The organism is Arthrobacter sp. NPDC057259 (genome assembly GCF_042668995.1).
GTDB lineage: Bacteria > Actinomycetota > Actinomycetes > Actinomycetales > Micrococcaceae > Arthrobacter.
This window is the reverse complement of sequence record NZ_JBHUYA010000002.1, coordinates 55,518-78,208: the sequence shown is the minus strand read 5'-3', so window position 1 is coordinate 78,208 and position 22,691 is coordinate 55,518. Positions and strand designations below refer to the sequence as shown.

At 68.5% G+C, this 22,691-nt stretch carries 18 protein-coding genes; 12 read left to right on the top strand and 6 right to left on the bottom strand.

The window, feature by feature from the left end:
* Positions 1-95: 95 nt before the first annotated feature.
* The 6 genes from ACFUCU_RS04180 to ACFUCU_RS04155 all read left to right on the top strand — a co-directional run bounded on the left by ACFUCU_RS04180 (position 96) and on the right by ACFUCU_RS04155 (position 8,269).
* The gene (locus tag ACFUCU_RS04180) at positions 96-737 is read left to right on the top strand and encodes a TetR/AcrR family transcriptional regulator (protein ID WP_377970890.1); all 642 of its coding nucleotides are present in this window, start codon (positions 96-98) and stop codon (positions 735-737) included.
* Positions 738-1,103: 366 nt separating this feature from the next.
* A complete protein-coding gene (locus tag ACFUCU_RS04175) occupies positions 1,104-2,090 on the top strand; it encodes an ABC transporter permease (protein ID WP_364138303.1) in 987 nt (328 codons plus the stop codon).
* Positions 2,091-2,092: 2 nt separating this feature from the next.
* The gene (locus ACFUCU_RS04170) at positions 2,093-3,061 is read left to right on the top strand and encodes an ABC transporter permease (RefSeq protein WP_377970888.1); all 969 of its coding nucleotides are present in this window, start codon (positions 2,093-2,095) and stop codon (positions 3,059-3,061) included.
* Positions 3,058-5,301, top strand: a complete 2,244-nt coding sequence (locus ACFUCU_RS04165; RefSeq protein WP_377970887.1) for a dipeptide ABC transporter ATP-binding protein — start codon at positions 3,058-3,060, stop codon at positions 5,299-5,301. The genes ACFUCU_RS04170 and ACFUCU_RS04165 overlap by 4 nt, the downstream gene beginning before the upstream one ends.
* Positions 5,302-5,356: 55 nt before the next feature.
* Positions 5,357-7,069, top strand: coding sequence for an ABC transporter family substrate-binding protein (locus ACFUCU_RS04160; RefSeq protein ID WP_364138312.1), 1,713 nt, complete (start codon positions 5,357-5,359; stop codon positions 7,067-7,069).
* A gap of 135 nt (positions 7,070-7,204) precedes the next feature.
* Entirely contained in the window at positions 7,205-8,269 is a 1,065-nt protein-coding gene (locus ACFUCU_RS04155) for a Gfo/Idh/MocA family oxidoreductase (protein ID WP_377970885.1), read from the top strand.
* 57 nt (positions 8,270-8,326) lie between these two features.
* Here ACFUCU_RS04155 and ald read toward each other — a convergent pair whose 3' ends face one another.
* Positions 8,327-9,445: an alanine dehydrogenase gene (gene ald / locus ACFUCU_RS04150; RefSeq protein ID WP_377970883.1), complete on the bottom strand. Its 1,119-nt coding sequence runs from the start codon at positions 9,443-9,445 to the stop codon at positions 8,327-8,329.
* A gap of 245 nt (positions 9,446-9,690) precedes the next feature.
* Between ald and ACFUCU_RS04145 the strand changes: the two genes are divergently transcribed.
* On the top strand, positions 9,691-10,911 hold the full coding sequence (locus ACFUCU_RS04145) for a helix-turn-helix domain-containing protein (RefSeq protein ID WP_290257228.1): 1,221 nt from the start codon (positions 9,691-9,693) through the stop codon (positions 10,909-10,911).
* Between the two features lie 36 nt (positions 10,912-10,947).
* On the opposite strand, the gene ACFUCU_RS04140 is transcribed toward ACFUCU_RS04145, so the two are convergent.
* The 3 genes from ACFUCU_RS04140 to ptsP all read right to left on the bottom strand — a co-directional run bounded on the left by ACFUCU_RS04140 (position 10,948) and on the right by ptsP (position 13,441).
* On the bottom strand, positions 10,948-11,181 hold the full coding sequence (locus ACFUCU_RS04140) for a hypothetical protein (protein ID WP_290257229.1): 234 nt from the start codon (positions 11,179-11,181) through the stop codon (positions 10,948-10,950).
* A 74-nt stretch (positions 11,182-11,255) separates the two neighbouring features.
* Positions 11,256-11,675, bottom strand: coding sequence for a helix-turn-helix domain-containing protein (locus ACFUCU_RS04135; RefSeq protein WP_377970881.1), 420 nt, complete (start codon positions 11,673-11,675; stop codon positions 11,256-11,258).
* An 80-nt stretch (positions 11,676-11,755) separates the two neighbouring features.
* The gene (ptsP, locus tag ACFUCU_RS04130) at positions 11,756-13,441 is read right to left on the bottom strand and encodes a phosphoenolpyruvate--protein phosphotransferase (RefSeq protein ID WP_377970879.1); all 1,686 of its coding nucleotides are present in this window, start codon (positions 13,439-13,441) and stop codon (positions 11,756-11,758) included.
* A gap of 187 nt (positions 13,442-13,628) precedes the next feature.
* On the opposite strand from ptsP, the gene ACFUCU_RS04125 reads away from it, so the two are divergent.
* The 3 genes from ACFUCU_RS04125 to ACFUCU_RS04115 are packed head-to-tail and all read left to right on the top strand — an operon-like array spanning position 13,629 to position 17,537.
* Positions 13,629-14,357, top strand: coding sequence for a TetR/AcrR family transcriptional regulator (locus ACFUCU_RS04125; RefSeq protein WP_290257232.1), 729 nt, complete (start codon positions 13,629-13,631; stop codon positions 14,355-14,357).
* A 58-nt stretch (positions 14,358-14,415) separates the two neighbouring features.
* The gene (locus tag ACFUCU_RS04120; protein ID WP_377970878.1) at positions 14,416-16,389 is read left to right on the top strand and encodes a PTS mannitol transporter subunit IICBA; all 1,974 of its coding nucleotides are present in this window, start codon (positions 14,416-14,418) and stop codon (positions 16,387-16,389) included.
* Positions 16,389-17,537 (top strand): mannitol-1-phosphate 5-dehydrogenase, encoded by a 1,149-nt coding sequence (locus tag ACFUCU_RS04115; protein WP_377970877.1) that lies wholly within the window; start codon positions 16,389-16,391, stop codon positions 17,535-17,537. The genes ACFUCU_RS04120 and ACFUCU_RS04115 overlap by 1 nt, the downstream gene beginning before the upstream one ends.
* Positions 17,538-17,643: 106 nt before the next feature.
* Here ACFUCU_RS04115 and cycA read toward each other — a convergent pair whose 3' ends face one another.
* Positions 17,644-19,107, bottom strand: coding sequence for a D-serine/D-alanine/glycine transporter (gene cycA, locus ACFUCU_RS04110; protein WP_290257236.1), 1,464 nt, complete (start codon positions 19,105-19,107; stop codon positions 17,644-17,646).
* Positions 19,108-19,257: 150 nt separating this feature from the next.
* Here cycA and ACFUCU_RS04105 point away from each other — a divergent pair, with 150 nt between their 5' ends.
* Together ACFUCU_RS04105 and ACFUCU_RS04100 are read left to right on the top strand one after the other, a co-directional pair.
* Positions 19,258-19,716 carry a MarR family transcriptional regulator gene (locus ACFUCU_RS04105; protein ID WP_364138331.1) on the top strand — a complete coding sequence of 153 codons (459 nt, stop codon included), beginning with the start codon at positions 19,258-19,260 and terminating at the stop codon, positions 19,714-19,716.
* 76 nt (positions 19,717-19,792) lie between these two features.
* Positions 19,793-21,019 carry an MFS transporter gene (locus tag ACFUCU_RS04100; protein ID WP_290257238.1) on the top strand — a complete coding sequence of 409 codons (1,227 nt, stop codon included), beginning with the start codon at positions 19,793-19,795 and terminating at the stop codon, positions 21,017-21,019.
* 106 nt (positions 21,020-21,125) lie between these two features.
* Here the strand turns inward: ACFUCU_RS04100 and ACFUCU_RS04095 are convergent, their stop codons facing one another.
* The gene (locus ACFUCU_RS04095) at positions 21,126-22,565 is read right to left on the bottom strand and encodes a sugar porter family MFS transporter (protein WP_377970874.1); all 1,440 of its coding nucleotides are present in this window, start codon (positions 22,563-22,565) and stop codon (positions 21,126-21,128) included.
* Between the last annotated feature and the right edge of the window lie 126 nt (positions 22,566-22,691).

The following is a 22,691-nucleotide window of genomic DNA, read 5'->3' as shown; positions in this document are numbered from 1 at the left end:
GGGCGGCGCGTGGCTGATGGAACCGGCCCGGAGGCCTTAACGGAGGTAAACGGACTGCGGTCCGTTTATTATTCCCGGCCGCTAGGATGTGGAGCGTGAGCCACATCCCCCTCCGCCCCGGCATGCCGGGGTCCGCGCCCGGCGCCGGCCTGCCCGCGGCCGCCGGCAGGCCGTCCGAGCGCCGGGATGCCGCGCGCAACCGCGAACTCCTGCTCACCGCCGCCCGGGAGTTGATCGCCGAGGGCGGCGCGGAGGCCCTCACCATGGATTCCCTCGCCGCACGGGCCGGCGTGGGCAAGGGCACGGTGTTCCGCCGCTTCGGCAGCCGCGCCGGGCTGATGGTGAGCCTGCTCAGCGACGCCGAGGCGGAGTTCCAGGGCCGGTTCATGTTCGGTCCGCCGCCCCTGGGCCCCGGCGCCCCGCCCCTGGACCGGCTGGTGGCCGTGGGTGCCGCCCGGATCCGCTGGGTGCTGGAATTCGGCGACCTAGCCCGGGCCGCGGACGAATCCCCCTACAACCGGTTCGACGTCCCGGCCGCCGTCCTCTGGCAGCGCCACCTGGAGATGCTGCTGCGTGAGGCGGGCTTCACGGCTGACCCCTGGCTGATGGCCGGATCGCTCAGCGTGACGCTCGAACCGGAGCGCATCCTTTACGCCGTCAGGGTGCACCAGGTGTCCCCGGAACGGTTGGCGGAGTCCTGGCGGGAGCTGGCCGTCCGGGTGGTAGGCACCGCGTAGGGTACGCCCTGTTTCTGCCGCCCGCCAAGTCAAATCAATTCAAAGGAATTATTCATAACGATCTGGTAGTGACGGTCCCGGATTGGCGCATTTCCCGCCCGGCGGCGCGATTTCTATGTGGTAGTTTCCTCTGGAATGTGACCCGCAACATACTGCCTTACGAGGCTGGCCAAAGGGCCTGCGGGTGGCCACGCACCTGCTGGCCTTGATCCCGGACCGACGGCGGAGACCCCCCGTCACGCGGGGACTACGGAAGGATTCGCGCTGTGAACGATCTCATTAACCCGGCACCAGGACGGGCGCGCCTGCCCCGCCCGGCGGTGCCCGCCACCGCAGCACAGCCGACGGCCAGCCTGACGTAGCCGCATGCTCCGCTACCTGGCCAAACGGGCCGTCACCTACGTCGTCATGATCTTCCTGACCACCAGTGCCGGATACTTCCTGGCGGTCACCAGCCTGCAGCCGGCGCTGCTGGAACAGGAACGCATCCCGCGCCCCACCCCCGAGCAGGTCGCCAACTCCTTCAGGCTCAAGGGCCTGGACCCTGCGCTGAGCCCCTGGGAACGCTACGTGGACTGGCTCACCGGGATCGTGACCCGCTGGGACTGGGGCCGCAGCCCCAACGGCGCCTACATCAACGCAGAGTTCGGCGACCGGGTCTGGATCTCCACCCGTCTCTTCCTCGCCTCGATCATCCTGACCCTGATCATCGGGGTCGCCCTCGGCGTGTACACCGCGGCCCGGCAGTACAAGTTCTCCGACCGCGCCATCACCTCTTACAGCTACCTGGTGTACATCGTGCCCGCACCGATCGCGTACTTCCTGGTGCAGTTGTGGGCCATCAACATCAACGAGACCGTGGGTGACCGGATTCTGTTCGTCACCGGCATCTCCACCCCCGGCCTGGAGGGCGACGGCTGGGTGCAGTTCCTGGACATGCTCGCCCACTACGCCGTGCCCACCTTCGCCATCACGATCGTGGGCTGGGGCGCCTACCAGATCGCGCAGCGGCAGTACCTGCTGGACAACGTCAACGCCGACTTCGTCCGCACCGCCCGCGCCAAGGGCCTCACCCGCAACCAAGCCATCACCCGGCACGCACTGCGCGTCTCCTTCATCCCGGTGGCCCAGAGCATCGCCTTCACCATCCCGGCGATCTTCGCCGGCGGCTTCTTCGCGGAGAAGATCTTCGCCTGGCACGGCGTGGGCTCGTGGAGCATCGACGCGATCGCCCTCCAGGACGTGAACGCGGCGACGGCCACCCTGGCCTACGGCTCCGTGATCTTCGCGATCGGCGCGATCCTCGCCGACTTCGCCACCACCCTTGTCGACCCGAGAGTGCGGGTGCAGTAGCCATGACCAACCTCAACGCCATCGACCCGGCCGCGGTCGCCGAGGAAGCCAAGATCGAGGACGGCGACGTCGTCATCGCCAAGTCGCGGATCATCCTGCGCCGCTTCCTGCGCAACAAGACCGCCGTCGCCGGGCTCGTCATCTTCATCCTGCTGACCCTGCTCTCCTTCTTCGGCGGGGCACTCTCCAGCTGGGACAAGGAGACCATCGACCCGTTCAACATCGGCACCGAACCCTCCGCCGAGCACCTGCTGGGCACCTCCCAGGCCGGCATCGACCTGTACGCGCTCACCGTCGAGGGGACCCGGGTCTCCATCCTCATCGGCCTGGTGGTGGGACTGGTCTCGGTCCTGATCGCGGCCGTGTACGGCTGCACCATGGCCTACTTCGGCGGCAAGGTCGACAAGGTCATGCTCTTCATCCTCGAAGCGCTGATCATGATGCCGGCGCTCCTGGTCGTGGCCGTGGCCACGAGCGGCGGCGGGGACGGGCTGAAGAAGAGCCTGCCCAGCTGGCTGCTGCTGATTATCGTGCTGCTGGTCTTCAGCTGGATGGGCACCGCCCGCCTCATCCGGTCCCTCTCGATGTCCCTGATGCAGCGCGACTTCGTCAAGGCCGCCCAGTACATGGGTGTTCCCGCCCGGCGCATCGTCTGGCGTCACCTGGTCCCGAACATCGGCTCGCTGCTGGTGCTGGACATCACCCGTGGCGTCACCGGCGCCATCCTCTCCGAGGTCGCCTTCTCCTTCATCGGCATCGGCATCAAGGTCCCGGACGTGAGCCTGGGCGTGCTGATCGGCCAGGCCACCTCCCAGGTCTCCACCTTCCCGTGGATGTTCTGGGTGCCGCTGACCGTGATGTTCCTGCTCACCGGGTCCCTGGCGATGATGAACGACGGCCTCCGGGACGCGTTCGACCCCAGCTCCAGCTCGATTGGCAGCGCCAAGAAAAGGAAGAAGGCCACCGCATGAGCAGCGACTCCACCGGCCTCGGCACAGCCGAACGCCTCGATACCGCCGAACGCCTGCACGCAGCCGGCCTGCACAGCGCCGATAGTGCGCCCGCGGGCGCCGTCCTCTCCGTCCGGGACTTGAACGTCCGCTTCAACACCGAGAACGGCGTGGTCCACGCCGTCCGCGGCATCGACTTCGACCTGATGCCCGGCAAGACCCTCGGCATCGTGGGCGAATCCGGCTCCGGCAAGTCCGTGACCTCCATGGCCATCATGGGCCTGCTGCCGGAAACCGCCGATATTAGCGGCTCGGTCCGGCTGCACGGCACCGAGCTGCTGGGCCTGAGCGACAAGGCCATGTGCCGCCACCGCGGCAACGAGATGGCCATGGTCTTCCAGGACCCGCTGTCCTCGCTGACCCCGGTGTACACCGTGGGCGCACAGATTATCGAGGCGCTCACCGTGCACAACCCCGGGATGAGCAAGCAGGCCAAGGAGGCGCGCGCCGTCGAACTCCTCGCCATGGTGGGCATCCCCAGCCCGAAGGACCGCCTCAAAGCCTTCCCGCACGAGTTCTCCGGCGGCATGCGGCAGCGGGTGATGATCGCCATCGCGATCGCCAACAACCCCCGGGTGCTGATCGCGGACGAGCCGACGACGGCGCTGGACGTCACCATCCAGGCGCAGGTGCTTGAGGTGCTGCACACCGCGCAGGAGGAGACCGGCGCCGCCGTCGTCATGATCACCCACGACCTGGGCGTCGTGGCCGGCATGGCGGACGACATCATGGTGATGTACGCGGGCCGGCCGGTGGAAACAGGCAGTGTCGACGACATCTACTACAACCCGCGGATGCCCTACACCATGGGCCTGCTGGGCGCCGTGCCCCGCGTGGACACCGCCGAGAAGACCTCGCTGGTGCCGATCGAGGGCATCCCGCCGAACCTGATCAACGCCCCCACCGGCTGCTCCTTCGCGCCCCGCTGCCCGCTGGCAACGGAGGAATGCCTCGACGGCGAGCCCGCGCTGCTGGCCGTCGGCGGCGCCGGGGACGGCACGCTCGAGCACCGCGCCGCCTGCATCAAGAGCGAAGAGCTGGGCGCCGGGGTGGACGTGCACCGGATCTTCTCCGCCCCCGAGGTGCCGGTCTCCCGGTTCGACGCCGTCCCGCGCGCCGACCGTAAGGCCGTGCTGGAACTCAACGATGTGCGCAAGCACTTCCCGCTGCTGAAGGGCTCCCTGATCAAGCGCCGGATCGGCACGGTCAAGGCCGTGGACGGTCTCAGCTTCGACATCCGCGAGGGCGAGTGCTTCTCGATCGTGGGCGAGTCCGGCTGCGGCAAGACCACCACGCTGCTGGAAATCATGGAGTTCCACCGGGACCAGGACGGCGAGGTCACCATCGGCGGCCTGAGCAACAAGGCCGCCTCGGACGCGAAGACCAAGGCCGCCATGCGCCGGGAACTGCAGATGGTCTTCCAGGACCCCACCGGCGCGCTGGACCCGCGCTTCACCGTCTTCGAGGTGCTGGCCGAACCGCTGGAGAACTCCGGCATGGCCAAGCCCGCCATCCGGAAACGGATCATGGAGCTGATGGAACTGGTGGGCCTGCAGCCGGACCACGTCAACCGCTTCCCCAATCAGTTCTCCGGCGGCCAGCGGCAGCGCATCGGCATCGCCCGGGCGCTGGCGGTCAATCCCAAGCTGGTGGTCCTGGACGAGCCGGTTTCCGCGCTGGACGTCTCGGTTCAGGCCGGCGTCATCAACCTGCTGGACCAGCTCCGCGCCGAACTGGGCCTGAGCTACCTGATGGTGGCCCACGACCTGTCCGTGGTGCGGCACATCTCCAACCGGGTGGCCGTCATGTACCTGGGAAAGATCGTGGAGATCGGCGACGTCGACGAGGTCTTCGACCGCCCCCGCCACCCCTACACCCGGGCGCTGCTCTCCGCGATCCCGGTGCCGGACCCGCGGCTCGAACGCACCCGGGAACGGATCATCCTGCAGGGTGACCTGCCCTCGCCGCTGGATGCGCCGCAGGGCTGCAACTTCGCGACCCGCTGCCCGGTCTTCGCCGCGCTTCCTCCCGCCAGGCAGGAGAAGTGCCTGACCATCGAACCCGTGCTCGAAAACGCGGCACTCACCGAGGCGGCCCCGGGCCGCCCGGCCGGCGGTCCGCCGTCGGCCCCCACAGACCAGCAATTCGCCTGTTTCTACCCGGACGGCGACCTGGACGCGGACATGCTTGTCGTCCACTAAACCACCTGGCTTACCCGCCAGGCGCAGCAGTGCAACAGAAAAAATGAGGGGAAAAATGAAGAATCTCACCAAGATCGGCGGCGTTACCGCCGTCGTGGCAGCTCTCGCGCTGACCGCCTGCGGCGGTGGCGGGGGCGGGTCGAAGGGCCCGGAAGCCGCCAAGGGCCAGGACTCGGGCAGCGACCTGTCCAAGCTCATCAGCATCAACGCCAAGGACCCGAAGGACCTGCAGCAGGGCGGCAAGCTCACCCTGCCGCTGGGCAACATCGGCCCGGACTTCAACGGCTTCTCCAACACCGGCAACAGCGCGGACAACACAGCCCTGCACCGCCCGATCGACGAGGCCGGCACCTGGGGCTGCTGGAACTTCGACTTCGACGGCACCGCCTCGCCGAACAAGAACTTCTGCGAGGACGTCAAGAGCGACGTCAAGGACGGCAAGCAGACCATCACCATCAAGGTGAACCCGAAGGCCACGTTCAACGACGGCACCCCGATCGACGTGAAGACCTTCGAGAACACCTGGAAGATGCTCAACGGGCAGAACAAGGACATCGACATCGTCTCGTCCGGCGCCTACGAGTTCGTCGACTCGGTCAAGGCCGGCGCCAACGACAAGGAAGTCGTTGTCACCACCACCCAGCCGGTCTACCCGCTGGACTCGCTCTTCACCGGCTTGATCCACCCGGCCGTCAACACCCCGGAGATCTTCAACACCGGCTTCACCGGCGACATGCACCCCGAGTGGATGGCCGGCCCGTTCAAGGTCGACAAGTACGACACCGCCGCGAAGACCGTCACCATGGTCCCGAACGACAAGTGGTGGGGCGCCAAGCCGGTGCTGGAAAGCGTTGTCTTCCGCCAGCTCGAGTCCAGCGCCGCGATCGCTGCGTTCAAGAACGGTGAAATCGATGGTGTGTCCGCAAACACCATCACGCCGTACAAGCAGCTCGACGGCACCAAGAACTCCGAGATCCGGCGCGGCCAGCGCCTGTTCGCCGGCGGCCTGAACATCAACGCCCAGAAGGCTCCGATGACCGACGTCGCCATCCGCAAGGCGATCTTCACCGCAGTTGACCGCGAGGCCCTCCGCAAGGTCCGCTTCAACGGGCTGAACTGGGAAGAGGAAAGCTCCGGCTCGATGATGCTGCTGCCGTTCTCGAAGTACTACCAGGACAACTACCCCGTCACCGAGACCGGCCCCGACGCCGCCAAGAAGGTCCTGACCGACGCCGGCTACAAGGCCAACGCCGCGGGCATCATGGAAAAGGACGGCGTCCCCGCCGCCTTCAAGATCAGCAACTTCGGTGACGACCCCACCACGCTCGCCTTCGCCCAGACCCTGCAGAAGCAGCTCCAGGCCGGCGGCATGGATGTCGGCATCGACCAGCGCGCCTCCGCCGACTTCGGCAAGGTCCTGGGCAGCCGCGACTTCTTCCTGAGCGTCTCCGGTTACACCGTCGGCGCCGACGCGACCGACTCCGTCAAGCAGTTCTACGACTCCAAGACCAACGAGAACGAGCTCGGCGACGCCGACCTCGACGCGAAGATCAAGAAGCTCTCCACCATCGCCGACAACGCCGAGCGCAACAAGGCGGCCATGGAGGTCGAGAAGGAGCACATGGCGAAGTACTTCTCCATGGGCGTCGTCATGAACGGCCCGCAGATCTCCTTCGCCCGCACGGGCCTGGCGAACTACGGTCCCTCCCTGTTCAAGAGCCTGTCCCAGGTTCCGGACTGGACCACCATCGGCTGGGAAAAGAAGTAACCTCCCCTCCGACGCTCCCGCAGCTTATGCGGGAATTCGGGCGACGCTCCCTCACGTTGTGGGGGAGCGTCGCCTTTTTGTAGCCGAAACCGAGGGGGCGCCCCTCCGTGTGCACGGGGCCGGTAGCGTGGACCCATGGCATCCCCCTCGCATCCCCTCCGCACCGCCGTCGCGGGCTTCGGCCTCTCCGGCAGCGTCTTCCACGCCCCGCTGATCGCCGCGGACCCCGCCTACACGCTCGAGGTCATTGCCACCGCGGACCCGGTCCGGCGCGCCGCGGCCGCCGAACGCTACCCGGGCGCCCGGCTGGTGGACACCCCGGAGGGCATCCTTAAGGCTGCGGGAGGCCTGGACCTGCTGGTGCTCGGCACCCCGCCGGCCACGCACTACCCGCTCGCCCGCGCCGCACTGGAGGCCGGGCTCGACGTCGTGGTGGACAAGCCGTTCACCGTGACCAGCGCCGAGGGCCGGGAGCTGACCGGCCTGGCCGAGCGGCTGGGCCGGGTGCTCACCGTGTTCCAAAACCGCCGCTGGGACGGCGACTTCCTGACCGTCCGCGGTCTGCTGGCGGCCGACAGCCTGGGCCAAGTGGCGCGCTTCGAGTCCCGGTTCGAGCGCTGGTCCCCGGCGGTCAGTAAGCCGTGGAAGGCGGCGGCGACGGCGGCCGAGGGCGGCGGGGTGCTCTACGACCTGGGCACCCACCTGGTGGACCAGGCATTGCGGCTCTTCGGGCCCGCCACGCTCCGCCATGCCGAGCTGGCCGTGCGGCGGCCCGGCGGGGCCTCAGACGACGACGCCTTCGTGGCGCTGCGGCACGACTCCGGGGTGACGAGCCACCTCTGGATGAACCTGCTCTGCGCCCAGCAGGGGCCGCGGTTCCGAATCCTGGGCAGCGGCGGCGGCTACACCAAACACGGCGTGGACCCGCAGGAACCCTACCTGGCGGCCGGCGGCAGCCCGCTTGACGCGGCGTACGGCGTCGAGGACGCGGAGTGGGCCGGCCTGCTGGGCCGTGACGGCCACCTGGACCGGCTGCCCACCGAACGTGGCGCCTACCCGGAGTTCTACCGGTTGCTCGCGGAGAAGATCGCCGACGGCGGCGCGGGCTCACCTTTGCCGCTCCCGGTGGACCCGCAGGACGCCGTCGAAGCCCTGGAGATCATCGAGCAGGCCCGGGAACTGGCCGGGGAGGGGCCTTAACGCCCGAACGGCAGCCATCCGTTGGATGACTGCCGTTCAAATGGCTGACGGCGTGAGTTACGCCGAGACGAGCTCGTGCCAGTCGGAGACCAGGGGCAGGTTGTGCGCCTCGGAGACGGACCGGTGCGCCACCTTGCCGGCGGCGATGTTCAGGCCGGCGGCCAGGGCGGCGTCCCGATCGAACGCGGCCTTGACGCCCAGGTTGGCCAGCGCCACGCCGTAGCGCAGCGTGACGTTGGTCAGGGCGTAGGTGGAGGTGTTCGGCACGGCGCCCGGCATGTTGGCCACGCAGTAGAAAATCGTGTTGTGGACCTTGTACGTGGGTTCCTGGTGCGTGGTGGGGTGGGTGTCCTCGAAGCAGCCGCCCTGGTCCACGGCGATGTCCACCAGGACCGAGCCCGGCTTCATCCGGGAGACCAGCTCGTTGGTGACCAGCTTGGGCGCCTTGGCGCCCGGGATCAGCACCGAACCGATGACCAGGTCCGCGTCCACCACGGACTTTTCGATCTCGTAGGCGTTGGACGCGACGGTCTTCAGGCGGCCCTGGTACTGGGCGTCCAGTTCACGCAGCCGGTTGATGTTGATGTCCAGGATGGTGACGTCCGCGCCGAGGCCCAGGGCCATGGCGGCGGCGTTGGTGCCGGCCACGCCGGCGCCCAGGACCACGACCTTGGCCGGGCGGACGCCTGGGACGCCGCCGAGCAGCACGCCCTTGCCGCCGGCCGGAGCCATCAGCGATGTGGCGCCCACCTGGACCGACAGGCGGCCGGCGACCTCGGACATGGGCGCCAGCAGCGGCAGCGCGCGGCCCTCCTGCACGGTCTCGTAGGCGATCGCGGTGACGCCGGAGTTGATCAGTTCCTGGGTCAGTTCCGGCTCGGCGGCCAGGTGCAGGTAGGTGAAGAGGATCAGGCCCTTGCGGAAGCGGTGGTACTCGGCCTTGACCGGCTCCTTGACCTTCATCACCATGTCGGCGCGGGCCCAGACGTCGTCGGCCTCGGCCACGATCTCGGCGCCGGCGATGGCGTATTCCTCGTCCGTGATGCCCGAGCCCAGGCCCGCGCCGCGCTCCACCAGGACGGTGTGGCCGTGGTGGCGGAATTCGTGCACGCCGGCCGCCGTGATGGCGACGCGGAATTCGTTGTTCTTGATCTCTTTGGGGACACCGATGATCATGTGTGAAGCTCCAAAAGTGGCGGCCTGGCCGGCCGGGTGTACGGGGGAAGTCGTGATTCCAGAATAGGACCGGCTGTGAGGCAGGCGACAGGGACGTCCTGCCCGCCCGACGCGAAAACCCCGCCATTCCGCGGATGATATCCGGCTTGGTTCGACAGATGTCGAGGGTGCGGGCGGCAGGTGTCGCCTGCTGTCCGGAGTGGTCCGGCTTCGCCGCGGCCCGGGCGGGGCAGTACTGTGGCACCATGCAGCAGCAGGACGTCGAGCAGCTCGTGGAGCGCGTGGCTATGCGGCTGGGGCGCGGATTGTCCCTTGAGGACCTCGACGGCGTCCTGCTCGCCTACTCCTCCAACCAGTCCGCCGCGGACCGGGTCCGGGTGAACTTCCTGCTCAGCAAGCGCGTCCCGGTGGACGTCAGCGCCTGGCAACTCTCGCACGGCATCGCCACCGCGGTCCGGCCGGTAGTGGTCCCGGCGAACGAGGAGCTGGGCATGCTGGGCCGGGTCTGCGTACCCCTGCTGGTCCGCGGCTTCCGGGTGGGCTACCTCTGGGTCCAGCTCGACGCCGGAGAACCCACCGCCGGATCCGTCCTGGCCCAGCTGCCGGACGTGGCCCGCGACCTCGAGCAGCTCTCGGCACTGCTGCTGGACTCCAACACCGCCGAATCCGAATTCCGCCGCCGCCGGGAACGGGAATTCCTGGCCGCCTGCCGCGGGGAGGCGAACGCCGTCGCCGCCGTTGCGGGCTGGAAGGAAGTCCAAGGCCGGGGGCCCTGGCAGCTGGTCACCGTGCTCGACGCCGACGGCTGGGCCGAGGGATCGGACCCCACGGACGCCATGCTGGTCCACCGCTCCGCCGCGCTGCAGGCCACCATCGGCGTGGATGCGGCCCTCTTCAGCGCCGGAACGGAGACCCACGCGGTGATCCTGTTCAAGGAGTCCACCGGCCGGGCGGACCACGCCCAGGTGCTGGTGCACTATCAGCTCGAACTGGCCAAGCGCTCCGGCCGGCCCGTCCGGCGGATCATCCTGGGAACCTCGGAGGGATTTTCCCGGCCCCGGGGTCTCGTGGAGGCGTACCAGCAGTCGCGCCAGGCGGCGCAGGCGGCCGCCGTCGATCCGCAGCTGGGGGAGCTGGTGGACTGCCGGGCCACCGGGATCTATCAGCTGCTGGCCTCCGCGGGCGGCGGCGCCGGGGCGTGGGCCGATGCGGGGTCGGTGCACTTCCGCACCCTGGCCGACCATGACCGGAACGGGGAGCTCTTGCCGGTGCTGGAGCTGTTCTACGACAACGACGGCTCGGTCCAGGACGTCGCGGCGAAGCTGCACCTGCACCGCAGCAGCATCTACAACCGGCTGGGACGGATCCGGCAGCTGTTGGGCGTCGACCCGCTCAAGGGCCTGGTCCGGCTGGAACTGCACGCGGCGCTCAAGGCGCGGCGCTGGGCCGAGCGGCCAAGGATCTAGCGGCCGGGTGCGAACGGCCAGGGACCCAGCGGGAATCTACCGCTCGTCCGGCTCCGGGCGATCGTGCACCGAGTCGCGCGGGGCCTGCCGGGCGGTTTCCCGCCGGCGGCGCGTGAGCCGGCTTTCGGTCCAGAGGGCGACGGCGACGAAGACCACGCAGCTGGCCATGAAGGAGGCGGTGTTGTTCAGCCCCATCAGGTTTCCGAGGATGCCGGTGATCACCATGGCGGCGATGCCGGCCAGGATGTGCCACCCTCTGAACTTACCCACAATTCCAGCGTAACCCCGGGGTCCGCCGCACTTTCGCCCCGGGGCCGGATTGTTGCTTGATCCTTATCACGCCGTCAGGATTCTTCGGCGGAAACGGGGGATTCGGCGGGCTCCCCGGCCGCGGCCCCGCTCTTCTTCTGCGTCTCCAGCCACGCCATGATGTCCGCCAGTCGGATCCGCCGGTGCGTCCCGCGGTACTGGACCGGGATCTCCCCGCGGTCCGTCATGTTGCGCAGGTAGGTGTGCGAGATCCCGGCCAGTTCGGCCGCCCGTGAGGTGGTCAGCATCTCCTCGACGCTGCTGACCGTGACGGATTCGCCGCGGCTGAAGCGCTGCAGCAGATCCACGACGGCGTCCCGGGCGGAGGCGGGCAGCCGGTGGACCGTCCCGTCGACGAAAACGGTGACGTCGGTGCTGCCGTCGAGGGCGTAGTGGAGGGCCTTGACGTCCTCGGCGGGGAGCGCGGCGGTGACCCGGGGCGCGATGAGTGTCATGGACTGCATCCTAGCGTCCCGGGCCCGCCACGGCGGCTGCTTGAGGGACCCGGTTGAGAGGCCCCGTTGAGAGGCGCGGCTCAGAGGCCTAGTTCCTCCAGGACCGGAAGCTTGGCCCGGACCCAGGCGCGCGCGTCCGTGGCGCTCGGGGCGGAGAGGGCCAGCTTCGCCAGTTCCTGCGCCTCGGCCAGGGACACGGTCTTCAGGACCGCGGCCACGGCGGCGATGGAGCGGGCGGTCATGGACAGGGTGGTCACGCCCAGGCCGGTGAGGACCACGGCCAGGGCCGGGTCCGCCGCGGCCTCGCCGCAGACACCCACGGACTTGCCGTGCCCCTCGGCGACGGAACCCTCCACCGTCAGGCCCACCAGGCGGAGCACCGCGGGCTGCCACGGGGTGTTCAGGCCGGCCAGCGGGCCGAGCTGCCGGTCCGCGGCCATGGCGTACTGGGTCAGGTCGTTGGTGCCCAGGCTGGCGAAGGAGACCTCGCGCAGGATCGCCTCGGCGGTCAGGGCGGCGGACGGGACCTCCACCATGACGCCGGGGGTCTTGAGGCCGGCCTCCGCGCACATGGTGGCGAAGCGGGCCGCTTCATCGGCGGTGGAGATCATCGGTGCCATCACCCAGACGTCGGCCTCGGATTCGGCCGCGGCGCGGGCGATCGCCTGCAGCTGGCGCTCGAGGACGCCGGGGGTGGTCAGGTCGGTGCGGTAGCCGCGGACGCCGAGCGCCGGGTTGGGTTCGGTGGCGTCGGTCAGGAACGGCAGCGGCTTATCGGCGCCGGCGTCCAGGGTGCGCAGCACCACCTTCTTGCCAGGGAAGGCGTCGAAGACCTCCTTGTAGGCGGCCGCCTGCTCGTCCACGCTCGGTTCGTTGTCGCGTTCGAGGAAGCAGAACTCGGTGCGGAACAGGCCCACGCCCTGGGCGTTGAGCCGGGCCGCGGCCGCAGCGTCCTTGCCGCCGCCGACGTTGGCCAGCAGCGGCACCTGGTGCCCGTCCGCCGTCGTTCCGGTGCCGTCGAAGTCGGCCAGCAGCGACGCCGTCGCCGCCCACTGCTCGGCCGCGTGGCGCTGCTCGTCGCCGGGTTCGGCGGTGATGGTGCCGGCGGCGCCGTCGACGTAGACCTCGGTGCCGTCGGCCAGGGCATCGACGCCGGCGGCCGCGACGACGGCGGGCAGGCCGAGCGAGCGGGCGATGATCGCGGTGTGCGACTGCGGTCCGCCGCCGGCGGTGAGCAGGGCCAGAACCTTTTCCGGGTCCAGGGTGGCGGTGTCGGCCGGGGCGAGGTCCTCGGCGATGAGGATGAAGGGGGTCTCGGCGCTGGGGATGCCGGGGGCGGGCACACCGCGCAGTTCGGCGACGATCCGGGCGCGGACGTCCAGGACGTCGGTGGCGCGTTCGGCCATGTAGCCGCCGAGGTTGTGCAGCATCTCCGAGACGGAGGCGCCGGCCTCCCAGATGGCCCGCTGGTTGGAGGTGCCGCGGGCGATCAGCTTCCCGGCGGTCTTCAGCAGCATGGTGTCCGTGGCCATCAGGGCGGTGGCTTCCAGCACGGCCTTGCCGTCACCGCTGACGGTCTGGGCGCGGTTCTTGAGCTGGTCGTGCACGGCCTTCGCGGCGGCTTTCAGCGCGGCCGTCGCATCCTCGGCGGAGACGCCGGCGGGCAGCTGCTCTCCGGCGGGCGGCTCGCTGACCGGTTTGGGCATCTGACGGATGGTGCCGATGATCCGGCCGGGGCTGACGCCTACACCTTGGAAGTTCTGCACTGAAAGTCCTCATTCTCTGCCGTGAGCCAGTAAGACGGTTCAGATGCCGCTGCTGAGCCGCTAGACCCTAGATTTCCCGTGGCCGTCCACTACGTCAACCCGGAACCTGGAGCACCTGAAAAAGTCGATGAAAAAAGTGTTGTGATGCACTTCATATAGCGTTGCTATAGGTGCTAGGGTAGCGGCTATGAGTATCGATGGCCAGCTACCGCCCAAAATCCGGCTGCTCCGCGCAGCCGCCGGACTGCTGGCCAAATCCGGAGGCGCCGCCGTCTCCACCCGCCAGATCACGCAGCTGGCCGGAGTCACGGCACCCACGCTCTACCACCACTTCGGGGACAAGGAAGGCCTGTTCGACGCCGTCGTAGCGGCCGGCTTCGAGGAGTACGTGGCGGGGGAGCGGGACTTCGAACCCTCCGGACGTCCGCTGGAGAACATCCGGCGGATGTGGGACAAGCACGTGCAGTTCGGCCTGAAGCAGCCCGAGCTGTACCTGGTCATGTTCGGTAACATCCGCCCCGAAAGCCGCCCCGCCGTCGTGGCCGACGCCGAAGCGCTGCTCGAAGGCATGCTGAACAAGGCCGCCGTGGCCGGCCACCTGGCCGTCCCGCCCAAGGAAGCGGCGCGCAGCATCCTGGCCGCAAACGTGGGCGTCACCCTGATGCTCATCACGGAGAAGGCCCCCGAACGGAACCTGGAGCTCTCGGCCATGACCCGGGACGCCATGATCTTCGCCGTCTCCACCGACCTGGCCCGCGAGGCCGACCCGGAAGACCCCGGCAAGTCGCCGGTGGTGGTGGCCGCGATCGCCCTGAACGCGGCCCTGCAGTCCTCGCACTCGGACCAGCTCTCCAGCTCTGAACTCAAGCTCTTCCTCGAATGGCTCCACCGGATCTCTATCAGTTCCACCAGCTAGCTCGTCGAAATATCGGACACTCCTGCGGTGCAGCAGGAAAACACGGTTAGGAAATCACATGGCAACAGAGACAGTTGCGAAACCCCGTAGCAGCGTGCGGGTCGGCGTCCAGAAATTTGGCACCTTCCTCTCGGGGATGATCATGCCGAACATCGGCGCCTTCATCGCCTGGGGCATCATCACCGCCTTCTTCATCCCGGCGGGCTTTACCCCCAATACCGAACTGGCCAAGCTGGTCGGCCCCATGATCACCTACCTGCTGCCGCTGCTGATCGGCTACACCGGCGGCCGGATGGTCTACGGGGTCCGCGGCGGCGTCGTCGGCGCGGCGGCCACCATGGGCGTGATCGTCGGCACGGACATCCCGATGTTCATCGGCGCCATGATCATGGGCCCGCTGACGGCCTGGATCATGAAGAAGCTCGAAAGCCTCTGGGAGAACAAGGTCAAGCCCGGCTTCGAGATGCTGATCGACAACTTCACCGCCGGCATCGTCGCCGCCATCATGGCCATCTTCGGCATGCTGGTCATCGGCCCGGTGGTCAAGGCCTTCAGCAACGGCGCCAGCGCCGTCGTCGAATTCCTGGTCAACAACGGCCTGCTGCCCTTCACCAGCATCTTCATCGAACCCGCCAAGGTGCTGTTCCTGAACAACGCCGTCAACCACGGCATCCTCACCCCGCTGGGTACCGAACAGGCCCTCGCCCAGGGCAAGTCCATCCTGTTCCTGCTCGAGGCCAACCCGGGCCCCGGCGTCGGCATCCTGCTCGCCTACATGCTCTTCGGCAAGGGAATGGCCAAGGCCTCGGCCCCCGGCGCCGCGCTGATCCAGTTCGTCGGCGGCATCCACGAGATCTACTTCCCCTACGTGCTGATGAAGCCGATCATCATCCTCGCCGCGATCGGCGGCGGCATGACCGGCATCTTCACCCTGGTCCTCACCGGCGCCGGCCTGCGCTCCCCGGCCGCGCCGGGCAGCATCATCGCCGTCTTCGCCGCCACGCCGGCGGACAGCCTGTTGGGCGTGGGACTGTCCGTGGTGCTGGCGGCCACGGTGTCCTTCCTGATCGCGTCCGTCATCCTCAAGTCCAGCAAGGACGTCGAGGGCGACGAACTCGGCGCCGCCACCAGCCGAATGGAAGCCATGAAGGGCAAGAAGAGCTCCGTCTCCTCCGCCCTCACGGGCGCCGGTGCGGGTGCCGGCGGCGTCGCCGTGCTGGCCGGACCGGTGAAGAACATCGTCTTCGCCTGCGACGCCGGCATGGGCTCCTCCGCGATGGGCGCCTCGGTGCTGCGGAACAAGATCAAGGCGGCCGGCTACCCGGACGTCAAGGTCACCAACTCCGCCATCGCGAACCTCAGCGACAGCTACGACGTCGTCATCACCCATCAGGACCTGACCGAACGGGCCAGGCCCGTCACCGCCAGCGCCGTGCACGTCTCCGTGGACAACTTCATGAACTCGCCGCGCTATGACGAGGTCGTGGAGCTGGTCCGCAGCAGCAACGCCCCGGCGGACGCCTCCGGCGCCGCTACCGCGGGAACCGCCGCGCCTGCCGGAACCGCAACCGCTACCGCGGAAGCCGGGACGGCCGCACCGTCGGACATCCTGGTGGCCGACAGCGTGGTCCTGCAAGGCTCCGCCACCACCCGTGACGGCGCGATCGACGAGGCCGGCCGGCTCCTGCTGGACCGTGGCGCGGTCGATTCCGGCTACCTGGACGCCATGCACGAACGCGAGGAATCTGTCTCCACCTACATGGGCAGCTACCTCGCCATCCCGCACGGCACCAACGCCGCCAAGGACCACATCATGAAGTCCGCGGTGTCCGTGGTCAGGTACCCGGAGGGCATCGACTGGAACGGCAAAGAGGTCAAGTTCGTCGTCGGCGTCGCCGGCGTGAACAACGAGCACCTGCAGATCCTCTCCTCGATCGCGAAGGTGTTCACCAACAAGGCGCAGGTCGCACAGCTGGAGGCGGCCACCACCGTTGACGAAGTGCTGGACCTGCTGGGAAAGGTCAATGACTAGTGAAGGCTGTTCATTTCGGAGCCGGGAACATCGGCCGAGGGTTTGTCGGGCTGCTGCTGCACGAGGCGGGCTATGAAGTGGTGTTCGCGGATGTCGCGGACGCGCTGATCTCCCAGCTCGCCGTGGCGGACAGCTACCGGGTGCACGAGGTGGGGGAGACCCCGGCCGTGCGCACGGTGGACAACTTCCGCGCGCTGAATTCCGGCAGCCAGGAGGACGCCGTCGTCGCGGAGATCGCGACGGCGGACGTCGTCACCACCGCCGTCGGGCCGCACATCCTCAAGTTCGTGGCGCCCGTGATCGCCAAGGGGATCGCGGCCCGCGCGGCGGGGCTGGCTCCGCTGCAGGTGATGGCGTGCGAGAACGCCATCAACGCGACGGACATCCTGAAATCCGAAATCACCGCCCAGTGGGATCCGGCCGCCGGCGACCTGGCGGCAGCCGCGGTGTTCGCCAACACGGCCGTGGACCGGATCGTGCCCAACCAGGAGGCCGGCCAGGGCCTGGACGTCACCGTCGAGACCTTCTACGAGTGGGTCATCGACCGGACGCCGTTCGGGGACCACCAGCCGGTCATCCCGGGCGCCACGTTCGTCGACGACCTGGGCCCCTACATCGAGCGGAAGCTGTTCACCGTCAACACCGGGCACGCCTCCGCGGCGTACTTCGGTTTCGACGCCGGGCTGGAGAAGATCTCGGACGCCATGGCGGACCAGGACGTGGCCGCGGACGTGCGGGCCGTCCTGGACGAGACCAAGGAACTGCTGGTGGCCAAGCACGGCTTCAACCGTGACGAGCAGGAAGCCTACGTGCAGAAGATCCTGGGCCGCTTCACCAACCCGTACCTGCCGGACACCGTGAACCGGGTGGGCCGGGCGCCGTTGCGCAAGCTCAGCCGGCACGAGCGCTTCATCGGACCGGCCGCCGAGCTGGCCGAGCGGGGCATCGTCCCGGAGGCGCTGCTCGGGGCGATGGCCGCCGCGCTGCGCTTCAATGACCCGGCCGACGCCGAGGCCGTGGAACTGGGCCAGATCCTGGCGTCCTCCAGCCCGGAGGACGCCACCGCCCGGATCACCGGCCTGGAGCCGACCCATCCGTTGTTCCCCGCCGTCTGCGCTCTGGTCACGGAGGCCAAGGCCGGGCTCTGACGGCGTCCCGCTGTACCGACAACACTGCTGCACCAACAAACGACGGGCCCTCCCTCACATCATGTGAGGGAGGGCCCGTCGTTTTGCTACAGGACCTGCGGGAGCGTCAGGGGCGGGCGGCGGCGGTTTCGGCGTCGGCCATGGACTTCCACTCGGCCACCCGGGCCTGGTGCAGCGGGGACCGCCGGACGACGGCGAACGCGACGCCCAGGATGGCGAACCACAGCGGGGTGACCAGCAGGGCCACCAGGGTGTCCGGCTGGGTGGTCAGCGCCCAGACCAGGAACGCGAAGAACGCGAACACCACCCACACCATCGGGATGCCGCCGGGCATCTTGAAGGTGGAGGCGTCGTGCAGCTGCGGCCGGCGCTTCCGGAAGACCAGGTAGCTGGCCAGGATGATGCTCCAGACGAACATGAAGCAGACGGCGGATACGGTGGTGACCATGTCGAACGCGGTGCCAACGTCCTTGCCTGCGTAGAGCAACACGACGCCGGCGAGCAGCAGCACGCAGGAGAGGAACAGGGCGTTCTGCGGGACCTTGCGGCTGGAGAGCCGGCCGAAGACCTTGGGGGCGTCGCCGTCGTTCGCCAGGCCGTAGACCATCCGGGACGTGGAGTAGATGCCGGAGTTGGCCGAGGACATCGCGGAGGTCAGGACCACCAGGTTCACCACTGTGGCCGCCATGCCGAGGCCGGCCAGGGAGAACATCGCGATGAAGGGGCTCTGCCCGGCCTTGAAGCCGGTCCACGGGGTGACGGACATCAGGATGATCAGAGCGCCGACGTAGAACAGCATGACGCGCAGCGGGATGGCGTTGATGGCCCGCGGCAGGTTGTGCTCCGGGTTCTTGGTCTCCGCGGCGGCGGTGCCCACCAGCTCGATGCCGACGAAGGCGAACACGGCGATCTGGAAGCCCGCCACGAAGCCCATGAACTCCTTGGGGAAGAAGCCGCCGTGGCTCCACAGGTTACTGAAGGAGGCGGTGCCGGCGTTGGACTGGAAGCCGGTGAAGATCATGACCAGGCCCACCACGATCAGCGCGACGATGGCCACGATCTTGATCAGCGCGAACCAGAACTCGGTCTCGCCGAAGGCCTTGACCGTGGGCAGGTTCAGCAGCAGCAGGATGACGATCGTGGCGATGCCGGGGACCCAGAGCTGGATGCCGGGCCAGAGCTCCTCGGCGTAGCCGGCGATCGCGATCACGTCGGCGACGCCGGTGACCACCCAGCAGAACCAGTAGGTCCAGCCGGTGAAGAAGCCGGCCCACGGGCCGAGCAGGTCGCCGGCGAAGTCGCTGAAGGACTTGTAGTTCAGGTTGGAGAGCAGCAGTTGGCCCATGGCGCGCATCACGAAGAAGAGCATGAAGCCGATGATCATGTACACAAAGATCACGGACGGGCCGGCCACCGAGATGGTCTTGCCGGAGCCCATGAAGAGCCCGGTGCCGATGGCCCCGCCGATGGCGAGCAGCTGGATGTGGCGGTTGCTCAGCGAGCGGGCGAGGTGGGGCTCGGTGTCCCGGCTGGAGGCAGTTCTTTGCCCCGCGGTGGTCTGTTCGGGCATATCAACGATCCTTCGAATGGTCCGCCGAAGGGGTGACGGCGGTTACAAATCAGCCCTTCCAAAGTACAGGTTTAGCCCTGGGCGTGCGTTATGGGTCGTCCCGGCGTCATCCTTGACTCTTAGGTACCCTAACTGTTAGGCTTCCTAAGTATGAACAATGAGACCCCCGGCGAGGACCTGCTCGCCCTGGCCCAGGACTTCCGTGAGGCGTTGCGGCACAGCATCTACCTGGTGCGCCGCCTCGACGCCGACGGCGAGCTCAGCGCCGCCCAGATCAGCACGCTCAAGATGCTGCTGGAGGCGGACTCCGACGGCGGCGTCCGGGTGGGCGAGATCGCCAAGAACCAGGGCGTCAAGGTCCCCAGCGCCACGGAGCAGATCATCAAGCTCGAGCGCGCGGGCCTGGTCCTGCGGGAGGCGGACCCCGCCGATTCCCGGGCCGTCCGCGTCCGGCTCACCGCCGCGGGACACACCGCCGTCGAATCCGCGAACGCCCGCCGCAACGCCGTCATGGCGCAGATCCTCGGCGGCCTCCCGGAGGAAGACCGGCGGGCCCTCGCCGCCGCCATGCCGGTGATCGGCCGGATCAACGAATCCGTCCAGCCGTGACCCGCGGCCACCGCGCCGGCCCCGCCCGGCGCCACACAGACCACCCCGTACACCCACGACCCTAGGAGCGCCCTCCATGGACGGCCAGCTCACGGCCCCAGCGCCGGAAGCATCATCAACCCTCGAAGCCGAAAAGGCCTCGTTCCTCAAGCAGCCGAAGGCGGTGTGGGCCACCGCCCTCGCGGCCGTCTTTGCCTTCATGGGCATCGGCCTGGTGGATCCCATCCTCCCGGCCATCGCCAAGAACCTGGAGGCCACCCCCAGCCAGGTCTCGCTGCTGTTCACCAGCTACTTCATGGTCACGGCCATCGCCATGCTCATCACGGGCTTCGTCTCCTCCCGGATCGGCGGCAAGCGCACGCTGCTGACCGGCCTGGCGATCATCGTGGTCTTCGCGTCCCTCTCCGGCTTCTCCGGATCCGTCGGTGAGCTCGTGGGCTTCCGTGCCGGCTGGGGTCTGGGCAACGCCCTCTTCGTGGCCACCGCCCTCGCCGTGATCGTCGGCGTGGCCAGCGGCGGCGCCGGCATTGCGATCATCCTCTATGAGGCCGCCCTCGGCCTGGGCATCTCGCTCGGCCCGTTGCTTGGCGCCCTGCTGGGCGGCTGGCAGTGGCGCGCCCCGTTCTTCGGCACCGCCGTGCTGATGGCCGCCGCCTTCATCGCCCTGATTGCCCTGCTGCCCAAGACGCCGCTGCCCGAACGCAAGGTCCGGCTCCGCGACCCGCTGCTGGCCCTGGGCCACAAGGGCCTGCGCACCACCGCCGCAAGCGGCCTGTTCTACAACTACGGCTTCTTCACCATCCTTGCCTTCACCCCGTTCATCCTCGGGATGGACGCCTACGGCATCGGCGCGGTCTTCTTCGGCTGGGGCGTCGCCGTCGCCGTGTTCTCCGTCTTCGTGGCGCCCGCCCTGCAGCGCCGCTTCGGCGCCGTCCGGGTCCTCTCCGGCACCCTGGCCCTGCTGCTGCTGGACCTGGTGGGCCTGGGCCTGTCCGCGGGCCACTCCGTGCCCGCCGTCGTCACCCTCGTGGTGGTCTCCGGCGCCCTGCTGGGCGTGAACAACACGATCTACACCGAACTGGCCATGGGCGTCTCCGACTCCCCGCGTCCGGTGGCCTCCGCCGGCTACAACTTCGTGCGCTGGATGGGCGGCGCGCTGGCGCCGTTCGCCGCCGCCCAGCTGGGCGAGCACTTCGGCCCGCAGGTACCGTTCTTCGCGGCCGCCGTCGCCATGGCCGTGGCCATCGCGGTGGTCCTCGGCGGACGCCGGTTCCTCAGCTCGCACGAGCCGCACCTGGTCTAGCCGTCCGGTAGTAACAAAAGGTCAGGCCCATGTTTCCGCGGAAACATGGGCCCGACCTTTGTGCTTTTGCCGGCTGAACCGCCGACTGGGCTGCCCGCTGGGCGAGCTACTTCTTGGCGGAACCCTTCGGGACGAACAGCGTCTCGGCGTGCTCCAGGGCCATGCCGTTGGTCTCCGGGACCTTGAACATCACGAAGAAGAACGACGCCGCCGCGAACAGGGCGTACATGGCGTAGGTCAGCGGCAGCGATGCGGCGGCCATGACGGGGAAGCTCAGCGTGATGGCGAAGTTGGCGATCCACTGGGCGGCCGCGGCCAGGCCGAGCGCGCGGGCGCGGATGCGGGACGGGAAGATCTCGCCCAGCAGCACCCACACCAGCGGACCCCAGGAGGCGCCGAAGCTGATGACGAAGACGTTGGCGGCCACCAGCGCCGCCGGGCCCCAGCCGCCGGGGAGCGTGATGTTCTCACCCGAGCCGGTCGCGGAGCCGAAGGCCACGGCCATGGTGGCCAGCGAGGCGGCCATGCCGATCGAACCGGCCAGCATGATGGGGCGGCGGCCCACCCGGTCCACCAGGGCGATCGCCACGAGGGTGACCAGGATGTTGGTGATGGCCGTGGCTACCGAGATGGTCAGCGAGTCCTTTTCCTGGAACCCGACGGCCTTCCACAGGGTGGTGGAGTAGTAGAAGATCACGTTGATGCCGACGAACTGCTGCAGCACGGAGAGGATGATGCCGATCCAGACCACCGGCTGCAGGCCCAGGGCCTTGCCGCGCAGCGAACCCTTCTTGCCGGCGATCTTGTCCTCTTCGATGGCGTCCTTGATGTCGCGCAGGTGACGGTCCGTGTCCTCGTTCGGGGCAATCGACTTGAAGACCTTGCGGGCCTCCTCGTCCTTGCCCTTGACCACCAGGAAGCGCGGGGATTCCGGCAGGGTGAACGCGATCCAGCCGTAGATTACGGCGGGGACGGCGCCTGCAATGAACATCCAGCGCCAGGCCTCGATGCCGAACCAAAGGTTCTGGTCGGCGCCGCCGGCGGTGTTGGCGAACAGGGCGTCAGAGAGCAGCGCCGCGAAGATACCGGTGGTGATGGCGAGCTGCTGCAGCGAGGCCAGCCGGCCTCGGACGTGCCGCGGGGAGATCTCGGAGATGTAGGCGGGGGCGATCACCGAGGCGAGGCCGATGCCCAGGCCGCCGATCAGGCGCCAGAAGATCAGGTCCCAGACGCCGAAGGCGAAACCGGTGCCGAAGGCGCTGACCAGGAACAGCAGGGCGCCCAGTTTCATCGCCGGGATGCGGCCGTAGCGGTCCGCGACCTTCCCGGCGAGGTAGGCGCCGGCCGCGCAGCCCAGCAGGGCGACGGCGACGGCGAAGCCGGTCACGGCCTCGCTGAGGGCGAACTGTTCCTTGATGGCATCGACGGCGCCGTTGACGACGGAGGAGTCGAAGCCGAAGAGGAAGCCGCCGACGGCGCCCGCCACGGCTAGCCAGATGACCCGCTTCGGAATCTTCGCGGCGGTCTGGTCCTGGGTGGTGGTCATATGGCTCCCTCGGCAAATCGTGGTCAGCGGCTTGCGCCGCAACTATCCAGTTTTACACCGGTCCCCGCATGGTGCACGTCACGGGGACCGTGAAAGTGAGCCGAAACATAGCGGAACCGGGCGGTT

Coding starts and splice junctions, on each gene's coding strand:
- ACFUCU_RS04175 (WP_364138303.1), top strand. CDS start 1,104: ATGCTCCGCTACCTGGCCAAACGGGCCGTCACCTACGTCGTCATGATC.
- ACFUCU_RS04170 (WP_377970888.1), top strand. CDS start 2,093: ATGACCAACCTCAACGCCATCGACCCGGCCGCGGTCGCCGAGGAAGCC.
- ACFUCU_RS04125 (WP_290257232.1), top strand. CDS start 13,629: ATGAGTATCGATGGCCAGCTACCGCCCAAAATCCGGCTGCTCCGCGCA.
- ACFUCU_RS04120 (WP_377970878.1), top strand. CDS start 14,416: ATGGCAACAGAGACAGTTGCGAAACCCCGTAGCAGCGTGCGGGTCGGC.
- ald (WP_377970883.1), bottom strand. CDS start 9,445: ATGATCATCGGTGTCCCCAAAGAGATCAAGAACAACGAATTCCGCGTC.
- ACFUCU_RS04165 (WP_377970887.1), top strand. CDS start 3,058: ATGAGCAGCGACTCCACCGGCCTCGGCACAGCCGAACGCCTCGATACC.
- ACFUCU_RS04145 (WP_290257228.1), top strand. CDS start 9,691: ATGCAGCAGCAGGACGTCGAGCAGCTCGTGGAGCGCGTGGCTATGCGG.
- ACFUCU_RS04105 (WP_364138331.1), top strand. CDS start 19,258: ATGAACAATGAGACCCCCGGCGAGGACCTGCTCGCCCTGGCCCAGGAC.
- ACFUCU_RS04155 (WP_377970885.1), top strand. CDS start 7,205: ATGGCATCCCCCTCGCATCCCCTCCGCACCGCCGTCGCGGGCTTCGGC.
- ACFUCU_RS04100 (WP_290257238.1), top strand. CDS start 19,793: ATGGACGGCCAGCTCACGGCCCCAGCGCCGGAAGCATCATCAACCCTC.
- ACFUCU_RS04095 (WP_377970874.1), bottom strand. CDS start 22,565: ATGACCACCACCCAGGACCAGACCGCCGCGAAGATTCCGAAGCGGGTC.
- ACFUCU_RS04160 (WP_364138312.1), top strand. CDS start 5,357: ATGAAGAATCTCACCAAGATCGGCGGCGTTACCGCCGTCGTGGCAGCT.
- cycA (WP_290257236.1), bottom strand. CDS start 19,107: ATGCCCGAACAGACCACCGCGGGGCAAAGAACTGCCTCCAGCCGGGAC.
- ACFUCU_RS04135 (WP_377970881.1), bottom strand. CDS start 11,675: ATGACACTCATCGCGCCCCGGGTCACCGCCGCGCTCCCCGCCGAGGAC.